General features: G+C 32.4%; 13 protein-coding genes. 4 read left to right on the top strand and 9 right to left on the bottom strand.

Translation table 11 applies throughout. The features are described from left to right. Positions 1 to 27: 27 nt before the first annotated feature. Entirely contained in the window at positions 28 to 2364 is a 2337-nt protein-coding gene (locus L1276_RS01005) for an ATP-dependent helicase (RefSeq protein ID WP_253784569.1), read from the bottom strand. 276 nt (positions 2365 to 2640) lie between these two features. Continuing rightward, positions 2641 to 3408: a TSUP family transporter gene (locus tag L1276_RS01010; protein WP_253784571.1), complete on the bottom strand. Its 768-nt coding sequence runs from the start codon at positions 3406 to 3408 to the stop codon at positions 2641 to 2643. Positions 3409 to 3530: 122 nt separating this feature from the next. On the opposite strand from L1276_RS01010, the gene L1276_RS01015 reads away from it, so the two are divergent. Further along, positions 3531 to 4052, top strand: coding sequence for a hypothetical protein (locus tag L1276_RS01015; protein WP_253784573.1), 522 nt, complete (start codon positions 3531 to 3533; stop codon positions 4050 to 4052). A gap of 62 nt (positions 4053 to 4114) precedes the next feature. On the opposite strand, the gene L1276_RS01020 is transcribed toward L1276_RS01015, so the two are convergent. From L1276_RS01020 to L1276_RS01035, 4 genes are all read right to left on the bottom strand, one after another. Beyond that, positions 4115 to 4846: a hypothetical protein gene (locus L1276_RS01020; protein ID WP_253784575.1), complete on the bottom strand. Its 732-nt coding sequence runs from the start codon at positions 4844 to 4846 to the stop codon at positions 4115 to 4117. Continuing rightward, positions 4843 to 5751: a patatin family protein gene (locus L1276_RS01025; RefSeq protein ID WP_253784577.1), complete on the bottom strand. Its 909-nt coding sequence runs from the start codon at positions 5749 to 5751 to the stop codon at positions 4843 to 4845. Before L1276_RS01025 ends, L1276_RS01020 begins: the two co-directional genes overlap by 4 nt. Before the next feature lie 102 nt (positions 5752 to 5853). Then, positions 5854 to 7914, bottom strand: a complete 2061-nt coding sequence (locus L1276_RS01030) for a M1 family metallopeptidase (protein ID WP_253784579.1) — start codon at positions 7912 to 7914, stop codon at positions 5854 to 5856. Continuing rightward, the gene (locus tag L1276_RS01035) at positions 7911 to 8552 is read right to left on the bottom strand and encodes a transposase (protein ID WP_253784581.1); all 642 of its coding nucleotides are present in this window, start codon (positions 8550 to 8552) and stop codon (positions 7911 to 7913) included. Before L1276_RS01035 ends, L1276_RS01030 begins: the two co-directional genes overlap by 4 nt. 88 nt (positions 8553 to 8640) lie before the next feature. Here L1276_RS01035 and L1276_RS01040 point away from each other — a divergent pair, with 88 nt between their 5' ends. From L1276_RS01040 to L1276_RS01050, 3 genes are read left to right on the top strand one after another with little or no spacing between them, the layout of a single operon-like run. Beyond that, entirely contained in the window at positions 8641 to 9384 is a 744-nt protein-coding gene (locus L1276_RS01040; RefSeq protein WP_253784583.1) for a diphthine--ammonia ligase, read from the top strand. Beyond that, entirely contained in the window at positions 9384 to 9779 is a 396-nt protein-coding gene (locus tag L1276_RS01045) for a hypothetical protein (RefSeq protein WP_253784585.1), read from the top strand. The genes L1276_RS01040 and L1276_RS01045 overlap by 1 nt, the downstream gene beginning before the upstream one ends. A 1-nt stretch (position 9780) precedes the next feature. After that, complete coding sequence (locus L1276_RS01050; protein ID WP_253784587.1) at positions 9781 to 10284, top strand: hypothetical protein; 504 nt, start codon at positions 9781 to 9783, stop codon at positions 10282 to 10284. Positions 10285 to 10287: 3 nt separating this feature from the next. Here the strand turns inward: L1276_RS01050 and L1276_RS01055 are convergent, their stop codons facing one another. From L1276_RS01055 to L1276_RS01065, 3 genes are read right to left on the bottom strand one after another with little or no spacing between them, the layout of a single operon-like run. Then, a complete protein-coding gene (locus tag L1276_RS01055; RefSeq protein ID WP_253784589.1) occupies positions 10288 to 10680 on the bottom strand; it encodes a hypothetical protein in 393 nt (130 codons plus the stop codon). After that, positions 10680 to 11219 (bottom strand): DUF1697 domain-containing protein, encoded by a 540-nt coding sequence (locus L1276_RS01060; RefSeq protein WP_253784591.1) that lies wholly within the window; start codon positions 11217 to 11219, stop codon positions 10680 to 10682. The genes L1276_RS01055 and L1276_RS01060 overlap by 1 nt, the downstream gene beginning before the upstream one ends. A gap of 30 nt (positions 11220 to 11249) precedes the next feature. Continuing rightward, positions 11250 to 13034, bottom strand: coding sequence for a hypothetical protein (locus L1276_RS01065; RefSeq protein WP_253784593.1), 1785 nt, complete (start codon positions 13032 to 13034; stop codon positions 11250 to 11252). Positions 13035 to 13098: the final 64 nt, after the last annotated feature.

The raw sequence follows: 13098 nt of genomic DNA on the forward strand, positions 1-13098 counted from the left end.
AAACCTGAAACCTGAAACTTTTATTTTCTATCCTACAACATCTAATTTAGCAAATCTTAATAAAAGTTTTTTAATTCCTCCTACTTCAAATTTAATTTCGGCTTTTTTATCAGCTCCAACACCTTCTAAATTAATTACTTCTCCTTTTCCAAAACGTTCATGCATAACCACATTCCCAATCGTTAATTTATTATCAAATAAATTAGCACCTGAAGCTGCAGGAGCATTTCCCGAAACAGGTTTTAATTTACGAATATTTAAATCCGGTTTGGGGTTATTATCTGTAATATGTTTTGGGGGCGTTCCTCCTACTGGTTTTGCCAGACGTAGTTTTGATTTATCAACATCTCCAAAAATATCACCATCAATAGGTGATTTATAACGGTAATTTGTTTCTGCCGGAGTTAGATATTCTAAAAACTGTCCGTCTATTTCTTCAATAAAACGAGACGGTTCACTATCTGTTAATTTTCCCCAACGGTAACGAGACTGCGCATAAGTTAAATAAGCCTGATGCTCTGCACGAGTTAAAGCTACGTAAAATAAACGACGTTCTTCCTCTAATTCACTTCTGGTGCTCATACTCATCGCACTCGGAAACAAATCTTCTTCCATACCCACCACAAAAACATGAGGAAACTCCAATCCTTTTGCTAAGTGAATTGTCATAAGCGCTACACGATCTTCATCATTTGTATCTTTATCTAAATCGGTTGCCAAAGCTACATCTTCCATAAACTCCGAAAGCGCACCTCTTGCTCCGTCAATTTCTCTTTGACCTTCGGTAAAATCTTTAATACCGTTTAAAAGTTCTTCAATATTCTGAATTTTTGCCATTCCCTCAGGAGTAGCATCTTTCTTTAATTCCTGAACTAAACCTGTTTTCTTTGCAACATGATCAGTAATATAAAAGGCATCCTGATTTTGGTCGATAACCTGAAAGCTCTGAATCATTGTCACAAAATCTTTCAGTTTATTTTTTGTACCGGTATTCAGTTTCAAATCTATTTTATCGATGTTTACCATTACTTCCCAAATCGAACGTTTGTAATGATTTGCCGCAATAGTAAGTTTTTCAACCGTAGTATCTCCAATTCCACGTGCCGGATAATTGATTACACGAATCAATGCTTCCTCGTCTTTTGGGTTTATTACTAAACGTAAATAACACAAAACATCTTTAATTTCCTTACGTTGGTAAAATGATAATCCTCCATAAATTCTATACGGAATATCACGTTTTCTTAAAGCGTCCTCCATCGCACGCGACTGAGCATTTGTACGATACAAAATCGCAAAAGATCCATTATGAAGCTGGTTCTGCATTTTCTGTTCAAAAATCGTGCTGGCAACAAAACGACCTTCTTCTGCATCTGTCAAACTTCTGTGCACCTTAATTCTAGGTCCAAAATCATTCGCAGTCCAAACTACTTTATCCAGTTTGGTTTTGTTATGTTCCATTACCGTATTTGCCGCTTCCACAATATTTCGGGTAGAACGATAATTCTGCTCTAAACGAAACATTATTACGCCTTCATAATCCTTTTGGAAATTCAGGATATTGTTGATATTCGCACCTCGGAACGCATAAATACTCTGTGCATCATCACCAACCACACAAATATTCTGAAATCTGTCTGATAAAGCCCTAACAATCAAATACTGAGAGTGATTTGTATCTTGGTACTCATCAACCAGAATATAACGAAAACGATCTTGATATTTAGCTAAAACCTCTGGGAATCTTGTTAACAACTCATTGGTTTTCAATAACAAATCATCAAAATCCATTGCGCCGGCTTTAAAGCAACGCTCTACATACTGTTGATATATCTCGCCCAATCGCGGTCGTTTTGCCATAGCATCAGCTTCAACTAATTCCGGATTATTAAAATATGCCTTAACCGTAATCAAACTGTTTTTATAACTAGATATACGTCCTAAAATTTGTTTAGGTTTGTAAATATCACGATCTAGCTGCATTTCTTTAATAATCGAAGAAATTAATCTGGCCGAATCCTGAGAATCATAAATGGTAAAATTGGAAGGATATCCTAAATGGTCTGATTCGGCACGAAGAATACGTGCAAAAATCGAGTGAAAAGTTCCCATCCAAAGATTTTTTGCTTCAGATGCCCCCACAATATCCGAAATCCTGTGTTTCATTTCACGCGCTGCTTTATTTGTAAAAGTCAGCGATAAAATATTAAAGGCATCAACGCCCTGAGCCATTAAATAAGCAATTCTAATAGTTAAAACACGGGTTTTACCCGAACCTGCACCAGCAATAATAATCATTGGCCCGTCTTTTTTCAGAACGGGTTGTCGTTGCGCTTCATTGAGTTGATCAATGTACTTTTGCATGAAATTTTTCTCCATATGATGCAAAAATAAGAATTAATGATTGAAATAGCTACTAAGATTCTAAGGTTCTAAGTCGCTAAGTTTTTTTATTTTTTTGAAGTACAACAGTGGGCGTTTTCATAAACATAGTTCCCGCTATAGGCTTTATCTCTTCGAGGATATCGCCTATATCCGTGCTAGATTCAAACATTTTTTTTGAGATGCTAAATTACTAAGGTTCTGAGATTCTAAATTTTTTATTTAGCAAAAAAAAAGAAAAATCAGCAGCTTAGCAGCTTACTTAAAAAACACATCATATGCAAATCGAATCAATGTTCCAACAACCACAACCAAAAAGAAAATTCTAATAAAACCATTTCCTTTATTGATTGCAAGTTTAGCACCAAGCCAGCCGCCAAGCCCGTTGCTTATTGCCATAGGAATTGCGATTGTCCAGATAATTTTCCCTTTTATCATAAACAAACAGATCGAACCAAAATTCGTGGCCAGATTTACCATTTTGGCATTCGCAGAAGCGTGCAAAAAGTCAAAACCTAAAAGAGCAATAAATGCTACAACAAAAAAACTTCCGGTTCCGGGTCCAATAAATCCATCGTAAAAACCAACAATTATACTAATGACTACTGCATACATTATTTGAGTTGCCTGCGAATGATCTTTGGCAACATGCTGACCAAAGTTTTTCTTCACATAGGTATAAACGAACAATAAAGACAAAACCACAAGTAATAAGGGTTTCATAAAATCATTGCTAACCAAAGTTAAAATGGCAGAACCTAAAAAAGCCGAAGGAACCGCTAAACACATCATAATTAAAAGTAATTTCCATTGAATAACTACCTTTTTAAGATATTGATAAGCTGCAAAAGCGGTACCGCTGAAAGCTGGGATTTTTAAAGTTCCAACTACTGTAGAAACCGGAAGATTAGGTAATAGAATTAATCCCATTGGCGTTTGAATCAATCCGCCGCCGCCAACAATAGCGTCAATAAATCCAGCTGCAAAAGCCGCTAAACAAAGAAAAAGTATTATGTATGAGTCCATTAAAAATATATTTCCATCGAATAAATAACAAGTTGCAAAAGTACAGCTTCATTTTGTTTATTGCGAGAAATTTAAAGTGGATTTCTCATCAAAAAGTATATTTTTGCTAAAAAATTAACCCAATGGATTTTACAAGAATTATAGAATTAGCCAGTTATACATTACCTGCAATTGTTACTGGATTTGTAGCTTACAGTTTTTTTGAACTGCATATTAAAAACAACGATAAAAAAAGAGCATTTTTATTAAATAGACAGGCTCACAAAGAATCTCTTCCAATACGTTTACAAGCATACGAGCGTATGACTTTATTCCTGGAACGTATTAATTTGACTAAATTATTAATTAGAATTTCTCCAATCTCTAATCAAAAACACGATTATGAAAACTTTGTAATTGACCAAATTGAACAAGAATTTGAACATAATCTAACACAGCAGATTTATATGTCTGACGAATGCTGGACGATAATTACAACTGCAAAAAATTCAACCATTCAAATAATTCGTAAAGCAGCCATGAGTGACCGTGTTGACAGTGCTGACAAATTACGTGAAGTAATTTTAAACGATTTATTAGAGAAACAATCTCCAAGCAATGCTGCTTTAAGTTATATTAAAAGCGAAGTTGCAGAACTTTGGTAAAAGTATCTGGCAAGATTTATTAAAGTATTTGCTGTCTTGATAAATCTTGCCAATTTGTATTCTCATAACCACCACTTAGATTTAGGTTTTATCCACCATCCATTTTTCTGATATTTATTAGAAATGCTTAATTCTCCGGCTCCAATATCAAAATCGCAATTTACATTTGGCACTCGATAATCTCCCCAATTGCATATTTTTTCTTTTCCTGAATTATTTGACTTCCAGACACCAATAAAAGTATTATTAAAATATTTATCAGAATGACTCTCGATATTATTATACTTTATCAAATCATTTTTATCAAGGTACCATAAAGATTGTATGGTTCCCTGAAATTTCCCGGAACCTTTTTGCAGCTTATTTTCGTCAAACTCATAAGAGCCAAGCAATAATCCCTGATTTTTTATTCCGGTAGTTTTATATTCGTCATCAACACCAAATCTCATTTTTTTAATTTCCTGAACTTTTGTAATTGTTATTTTTCCTGTAAAATCACAAATATTAGAATTCACCATTGACTTGCCGGCAACTATGTATTCATTATTCTTTTCAGGATTTCTTTTTACCGAAATAAATTTAATTAGTATCCTTTCATAGTTGTCACCAATAATACCATAAATTAAATTGTTATCGGTTTGAGTCCACAACTTTGCAAAATCATATTTTGAATATTTATTTAATTCGTTTTTTTGAAACAATTCTTCTTCCGGCAAAATTTGGTTTCTGCACAAATTTTGACTCCATAAATTAAAACTGAAAACAAGACAAATAAACAGAATTATTTTTTTCATATTAAGCTTTTATTATCACTCATAACCTCAGATTTATTCTGAGCATATTCATAGCCCTGCTCCCACCATTCTTTCATCACTTCTTTATTAAAAATCAAAGCATTATCTGTTAGTTTTGTTGGAGTGTAATATAAATTAAGCTTTACATCTTTACTGTTTGCCATAAGTTTTCCTATAGCAATATCATGTTTTTCAACCTGATCCAAAGCAATTCTAAACAAATCAATCATTAATGAAAATGGATTTTTACCGATAGCCATTTTAGTAGTATTTACTTCGGTTTCCAAAATAATAACATCAATTTCCGTTGCGCCGCGATTAATAGCTTCGCGAATGGGAACCAGACTCGAAAATCCGCCGTCACCATATTCATAATTATTTTTGGTAACTAAACTCATAAACGGAACATAATTGCTGGAAATCCACGACCATTCGCAAAATTCTTCATACGTACAATCTTTAACTGATTTATATTCTGATTCGTTTTTAGTGAAATTTGTAACTGTAATAATCACATCATTATCCATCTTTTTCAGCTTATTGAAATCTGATAATGAGAAATTATTCTGAATGTATTTCCTTAAACCTTTGCTTTCGCCAAAAGTTCTTTTTCCTTTAAAAAACTGACGCAGTACATTAAAATGATTAATGGTCACAATATCAATTCCTTCTTTAACTTTTACTACAAATGGGCATATATTAAAAATACTGGACATTGTAACATTGGTATATACGGAATGAATTTTTTTAATATGTCCGAGAGCCAAATGCGGAATAAGTAAACTTCCCGTTGATGTTCCTATGAATAAATCGTATTCATGTCGTTTTTCTTCTATCAAATATTGTGCAACTCCTCCGGCAAATGCGCCTTTACTTCCTCCGCCAGAAATAACTAATGCTCTCATAAAATATAAAGTAGGTTTTGTTTTGACCAGAAAATCAGAATAAATAAAATAGAGTTCAGACTTTGCTTATCTATCTATTTTCTGTGGTCTGTTTTCTTTATTCTATTCTTTTAACAAACGATTCAATTGAAATTGTTCATCGGGGTTCAAATTAGGTAAAATTCTATTAAATGAAGCACGCATTTCTGAATTTTTCAATAAAACTCTTATCGTATCTCTTCCAAATTTTGAAAACTGCCACATATGGTGTGTTGTCGCATTAACCAAATTGGTCAAAACATCATCATTTATAAATTTGAATGCAATTAGTTTCTCCAAAGCATTCTGGCGTGTGGTAGCTTCATATTTTGTAGTCGAAAAAGACACTAATTCATTTATAAGTTCATCTGGATTATTACTGTAATCCGGTGTTGATAAAGCAAGGGAAAGCCATAATGTACGAAGATTATAATCGTTAAAACCAATCCAGTTCTTCGATTTATCCAAATATTCTTTTCTATGATTTGGAAAATTTTTCCACAAATAAAACAAAGCGATTTCCTGAGTTTCATACGACTTGTCACCCAGCAAAGTTTCATATTCTGCTCTAAAATCTTCGGGAATATTAGGCAATGTTCCTGCTAAAGTCTGACGCATCTGTATATTATTCTGATGTAAAGCTTTTAGCAGTAATTCTTTTTTATCTTCGTATTTCTCTGCTTGCAATTGCGAAATAATGGTTTGTTTTACAGAATAATGAATATCTGAATCTAAAGTCTGTTTGAAGAAATCTATCTTTTCGTTCAAAGGTGCTTTTTTTAATTTATCTACTTCTAAACGAATTTTAATTGCTTTGTTTTTACTCAATAACGCATTTGCGACAGGCGTATCAAAAGCAGTTGATTCAAGCCATGTTTTTTGAAACTGAACCAAATCAAAATCAGAAACTTTTTTGATTTCGTCGAAGAAATTCTGTGTGTTTACATTCTTAAAAGCATATTTTTTCAAGTAATTTTTAATTGCTTTTTTAAACGCTTTGTCTCCAATAGATTCATGCAGAACGAAAAGTGTCCACGCTCCTTTTTCATAAAAAGTAAGAGAACTCGCTTTGGCATTTAAAACCGGAATTACATCGGTTCTCGAAGCAAATTTTATCTGCTGTGCTGTATCATACAATTTGGCATAAAAGTAATCATCTCCAAAAATATCTCTTTCGGCCAATAATGCATAATACGTTGCAAAACCTTCCTGAAGCCAATGATGTGTACTACTTTCTGCAGTGATTAAATCTCCAAACCAATGATGTGCTAATTCGTGAGCATCGACATTCGTATAATTTCTGTCAGCAAAAGCGACATCATCTACAACATAACGTGTTGTAAAAAGCGTTGTAGTCGTATTTTCCATTCCGGCGTATAAAAAGTCACGAACCGGAATCTGTCTGAAAACTTTCCACGGATATTTTACTCCGATTTCTTTCTCCAGAAAATCAAAAATGTGTTTTGAATAACGATATGTTGGCTCAAAACGTGCTGTATCTTTATTTTCTAAATAATATTCTAACGGGATTTTTGACTTTGAAGTAAAATCTTTTCTAGCATATTTTCCAGCAGAAAGTACTAATAAATAAGAACTCATTGGATTTTCCATTTGGTACTGCCAATGAATTTGATCTTCTTTTTCGACTTTACTTTTTAAAACTCCGTTTGAAATAACCTGATATTCTTTCTGATACGTAATTCCTAGATTAAAAATTACTTTTTCGTTGACATCATCAAAACTCGGAAACCAATTACTAGTGTATCTTCCTTGTCCCTGTGTCCATATTTGATGTTCATCATTTTCAATATCAACAAAATACAAGGCTTGTTTTGGTTTTACATTGTAGTTAAAAGTGAGATGATTATTTCCTTTTTGAAAATTGTTCAGGATTAGTAATTCTTTCATTGTATTCAAAAAAACAACCTCTTTTCCGTTAATTTGAACGTTCGTGAATTCCATGTTTTTCCCATCAATCTTTATAGTATCAATGGATTGTAAAACATCAAATTCATAATCGACATATCCGGAAATTGTTTTTTGGGAATCGTTTATTGTTAATTGTCCTGAAACCGATTTAAAATCTACATATTTGGTTTGCTGCGCAAAAACGAAAGTGGTTATTAAAAGGAAGATATATTTCATTGAAATTTAGAATTTATAGAGTCCGTATCCCAAGATTGCGGATTATTTTTAATGTAATGGTAAATCGTTTCGAATCTTTTATAGTTTCTAACAATATGATCGTGATAATTTTGCTCTAAACCTTTTATTTGCTTAGTTGTAATCGATTTAAAAATAGCAACAAAAGATGAAATAGAATTGGCTTTTCTTGAGAAATTTGATTCGTTTGTAAATTTCAATTCAGATTGGCATTGTAGAGGCGCACAGCAGTGCCTCTCCGCAACGTGTGTCGACATTTTTTGTAACGCCGTGTCCTGTGTGTTTTGATTTATTGTGGATATGCTGTGCGTCTCTACAATACACGACGTATCACTTTGTATCTCTTTATTTTCCTGAATTTCAATCAATAAATGAACATGATTTGGCATAACAACCCAATTATGAAAAAACCAATTTTTACAAATTTTTATTGATTTCAAAAGTTCTTTTTCAATAATTTTTCCATTTTCATTCAAAATCATTTTTCCATCCTCAACAGACCCAAAAATGCATTCTCTGTCTCTCGTAACCATTGTAATAAAGTAAACTCCTTCGCTTGAGTAATCCCAGTCTTTCAAAAAATTTGAATCTATTTTTAATTTATCTTTATATAACATCATTTTTTGGCGTGTAAAATTCCAAAGTTACAAAGGTTTGATTAACAAATCGAATGAAATTTGTAAGTTTACGATAGAAAAACAATCAAACGTGCCTACAACCAAAAAAGCCTTATTTAACTGGAGCAGCGGAAAAGATTCTGCTCTTTCTTTATATAAAATTCTTCAAAATCCCAATTTCAAAATTGAATATTTACTTACAAGCGTAAACCAGCAATATCAGCGAATTTCTATGCACGGAGTTCGTGTGGAGTTATTGGAAGAACAATCTAAAAGCATCGGAATTCCATTAAAAATTATGCAGATTCCAGAAATGCCAACAATGGAAGTTTATGAAAATGTGATGACTGAAACTTTGACAGAATTTAAAAATCAAGGCATTACCCATTCTGTTTTTGGAGATATTTTTCTGGAAGATTTGCGAAAATACCGCGAAGAACAATTAGCAAAAATAGGTTTTGAAGGCGTTTTTCCAATTTGGAAAATCCCTACACATGATCTTATTCAGGAGTTTATTTCACTTGGATTTAAAACTATTGTGGTTTGTGTAAATGAACGCTATTTAGACAAAAGTTTTGCAGGCCGAATTATCGATCAGGATTTTATAAATGATTTACCTGAAAATGTAGATGTCTGTGGAGAAAACGGTGAATTTCATACTTTTACTTTTGATGGACCACTATTTTCTAAACCTGTAAATTTTGAAATTGGAGAGATCGTATATCGCAAATATGAAAAGCCACAAAGTCCGGATTCTTCAAATACAGCATGCGATACAAATTCTTCAGATGCGTTTGATTATGGATTTTGGTATTGTGATTTAATTAAAAAATAATGAGTAGATTTTATCTTAAAAAAATAGTGTTTTTAGTATTCCTTATAGTTGTCTTTTGTTCTTTGCAAAGCTGTTTAGTAAGCCGATGCAAAAGACCTCAAATTACGGGCTATATTTATGATTTCGAATCTCACAAACCAATTGAAAATTGCAAAGTCGGCGAAACAATAAGTGGTAATAACGGTTATTTTACACTTGACGAAAAAAGATATCGTCAGTTTACATTTTTTGGTTTTGAAGCCCCGGCTTTATCAGTATATGAAAAAATTGAAAAAGAAGGTTATGAATCGCAAAGCATTCAATTTATGAATCCTTTTGGCGGAGGCGCCAGAAGAGGAAGTTTACATAATGCCGATACCATTTATTTGAAAAAAATCATGATTAAAACCAACTAATATGACTTTAAAAAAAAATGTTGAAGTAAAAAAAGTACTGCAGTTTCTTGAAGAAATAGGAATTGACGTTATCGAAAAACAATTAGAACCCGCTTTTTTGCCAGGATTGGATTTGGGTCCAAATTGTATTTATATTGATTACGATAAACTATTATATCCAGGTGATATATTGCACGAAGCCGGGCATTTGGCAGTAACGACAGCTTTGAACAGAAAATTGGCTGGTACAACTGAAATTCCTGAAGACTGGCCGACTCAAGGAGAAGAAATCGCTGCTATTTTGTGGTCTTTTGCTGCGCTGCATCACTTGCAGTTACCAATAGAATTTGTGTTTCATTCAAATGGTTACAGGAATCAGTCTGATTGGTATATTTCGAATTTTAACAGTGGTACTTATATCGGATTGCCTTTTCTTGAATGGATGGGATTATGTGTTGGAAATGAAAAAGCCGAAAAAGAAAATAAATCTCCTTTTCCGGCTATGCAAAAATGGCTTCGGGATTAAAGATTAAGTTGATTGATCAACCCATGTTTTAAGGAACCACTTATTATCTTTTAATTCAAAAATATAATCTGCATATATACCAGTATCAATACCGCGCTGCTCAATAACTGCGCTTTTTTGTTTCAGTATAATTTTTTGTTTAAACTCCATTCCTTTATCATCTAACTTTAGAATCCTATAATTCTTTTGAGTCTTGGTAACACTAATTTCTTCTAAATTATCATCAAGCGTTTTGATTACAATAGGAAATTTTACACGGCTTAATTGAAAATTTTTATCTTCATTAAATTTCTTAAGAAAAGTGTTGAAATTTTCAATGTTGGTTTTAGTTTTTTCTTGTGCTGCTGTTAACTGGCAGAAACAAGCAATAAATAAGATTGCAATTATTTTTTTCATTATTCTTCGTACATTTTAAGCAGGTTCGTAACGGTATTAAGGTTTCGCATCGTTCCTATTACATTTAATTTTTTCTCGATATATTTAAGTTCTAATCTTGTTTTTCCGGCGCCAACAGCATATTTAATAAAAATTCTGTTTTCGTCAATGCTTGCTTCATCGGGTTTAAACTGACTAATTTTTAAATCATGGATGTGTTCTTTTTTTAAAGCAATTGAAACAAAAACGATATATAATTTTTTAATATCAATGTCTTTTTCTTTCAAATAAGGATTATTGGCAAAAGACAATTCTAAATCTTTTTTTGAAAGCACTATTATAGGAACTTCATGTCCAAAAACTTTAAAGATTTCCTGTTTAATCATGAAACCAATTTTTGAAGCTTCTTCTTCGCTGTCAACAAAAACATTTCCGGATTGCAAATAAGTTCGAACGTTTTGGAAACCAATATTTTCAAGCATGGTTTTTAAAGCTTCCATTTTCATCATATTATGACCGGAAACGTTTATGCCGCGCAAAAGTGCCAAATGTGTTGTCATTTTTCTTTAATTTTATTCAAAGATAAAAAACTATTCGTCTTCGTCTTCTCCAATTTCAATATCAAACTTGGTTAAAAACTCATTTAAGCGTTTTTTATACTTTTCTTTGGCTTGATTTACAATTTCATCCGTTTCTTCGTTTGATTCTATCGGGTCAAGATTAAATTCTTTTTTAACCCAATCGTGAAACTCGGTTTTATTTTCGTTGTCTTCGTAATACTCATCATCTTTATAAAAGTAAGCCTTATCAAAATCAACTGAAATTTCGGTATCTAAAGTTAAGAGATGAATTAATTTACGGGTATTTTCTGCCACAACATGAATACCGCCTTCGTCACCAAAAACTACTATCGGACAATTATTTAAATATTTATCAATAAGCCAGTAAGCATAAGAACTTCCTGAACCATTCGCACCTGCAAATTCAATAAAACTGTTGTAGAATTCTTCTTCTTCAGACCATGTTTTTATACCGGTTTTATCTTCCGTTATGGTAAGACCAAAACATTCTGAATAGGTTTCTGATCCGTATTGCTGATCAAATTCATATAGTTTTACTAAATCTTCCGGTAAGGCATAATCACCAAATTGAACTGCATATTCTTCTAATGAAAAACTATTTTCATATTCTTCATATTCCGTTTCATCGTCGTCTTCATCAAAATCTTCTTCATCATCCTCAGAAGGTTCTGCTATAAGCACTTCAAAAGCTTCTATTACAGAGCGTTTTACGCAATACATTTCTATTCCTTCAGCTGTTTCGTTATTAGCCCATTGGTATTTTGGATTTCTATCATCATAAAGATATTCAAGAACAAGCGTAATTTCTTTATCATCATGACACCATAAAGCACGGGTTCTGATATTAAATCCATTTCCTATTTCTTCAGAAATCTGGCTGTATTTCTTTCCTTCATATTCAAAAGGAACAAACAAGTAAGTTGTTCCTGAAATATTTCTAATAATATTTTCGTTCTCTTTTAATTCTTCTTTTTCAGATAAAACTTCAATCATATTTATAAACTGATTGCGAAAATCAGCATAGCTGTATTTTTCTTTTTTATCGTAATCCAAGATTGAGACTCCTTCTTTAAAAACTTCATAATAATTACTGGCTAAAGTTTCTGTTCCATTATCAGAAATTTCAATAAAAGAATCATCTACAATATCAGATAATTTGTGTGTTGATGGAAAGTAATTTTCAATAGTTATAATTGAACCATCTGCATCTGTAACATTACTGCAAATTAACACATCGGGCCTGTTTATACTAATTATCGACTGAACATCTGTAAAGCGTTCAAAATGCATCAGCATATCGTCGCTGTAGATTAACCATGCCGTAACATCGCCTTTTACAAAAAGTTCTCCGTGATTGTATTCACCAATAATTGTATCACATTTTAAACCTCCGCCTAAATAATGCACGCTTCCAAACAAAGTAATATTTACAGATGTGGTTTCGCCTAATACAATTAATGCTGGTGAATTGTCTGTATCATAAGAACTTATCAGTTTGGCGGCGGTAAGATTTCCTTTAAAAATAAATCCTAGTATAAAAACATCAGGATGTTCTTCTGTACTAAAATCCATTTCAAATGAATCCATTTCTACATTTTCTTCTGCTAATAAAAATATGGGATTTTCTTCATAATCAGGAAAGCGCCAGGTATCTTCAAAAACATCGTAGATTTTTTCGTTATTAAAATTGGTAAGATTTCCAATAATATTGTGAGCTTCTTGTCGATTAATTACTTTAAACGTAACACCTGAAAACTCAATGGTTTCAAAAGGAACTTTTTCTTCTTTACTCATATTAGGGGCTTATATCATTTTTAACAAATGTAGAAATTATCTTCATTTATTAAAATAAAACCTA

Source organism: Flavobacterium sp. HSC-32F16 (assembly GCF_024171645.1).
GTDB lineage: Bacteria > Bacteroidota > Bacteroidia > Flavobacteriales > Flavobacteriaceae > Flavobacterium.

Coding starts and splice junctions, on each gene's coding strand:
- L1276_RS01005 (WP_253784569.1), bottom strand. CDS start 2,364: ATGCAAAAGTACATTGATCAACTCAATGAAGCGCAACGACAACCCGTT.
- L1276_RS01010 (WP_253784571.1), bottom strand. CDS start 3,408: ATGGACTCATACATAATACTTTTTCTTTGTTTAGCGGCTTTTGCAGCT.
- L1276_RS01015 (WP_253784573.1), top strand. CDS start 3,531: ATGGATTTTACAAGAATTATAGAATTAGCCAGTTATACATTACCTGCA.
- L1276_RS01020 (WP_253784575.1), bottom strand. CDS start 4,846: ATGAAAAAAATAATTCTGTTTATTTGTCTTGTTTTCAGTTTTAATTTA.
- L1276_RS01025 (WP_253784577.1), bottom strand. CDS start 5,751: ATGAGAGCATTAGTTATTTCTGGCGGAGGAAGTAAAGGCGCATTTGCC.
- L1276_RS01030 (WP_253784579.1), bottom strand. CDS start 7,914: ATGAAATATATCTTCCTTTTAATAACCACTTTCGTTTTTGCGCAGCAA.
- L1276_RS01035 (WP_253784581.1), bottom strand. CDS start 8,552: ATGATGTTATATAAAGATAAATTAAAAATAGATTCAAATTTTTTGAAA.
- L1276_RS01045 (WP_253784585.1), top strand. CDS start 9,384: ATGAGTAGATTTTATCTTAAAAAAATAGTGTTTTTAGTATTCCTTATA.
- L1276_RS01050 (WP_253784587.1), top strand. CDS start 9,781: ATGACTTTAAAAAAAAATGTTGAAGTAAAAAAAGTACTGCAGTTTCTT.
- L1276_RS01055 (WP_253784589.1), bottom strand. CDS start 10,680: ATGAAAAAAATAATTGCAATCTTATTTATTGCTTGTTTCTGCCAGTTA.
- L1276_RS01060 (WP_253784591.1), bottom strand. CDS start 11,219: ATGACAACACATTTGGCACTTTTGCGCGGCATAAACGTTTCCGGTCAT.
- L1276_RS01065 (WP_253784593.1), bottom strand. CDS start 13,034: ATGAGTAAAGAAGAAAAAGTTCCTTTTGAAACCATTGAGTTTTCAGGT.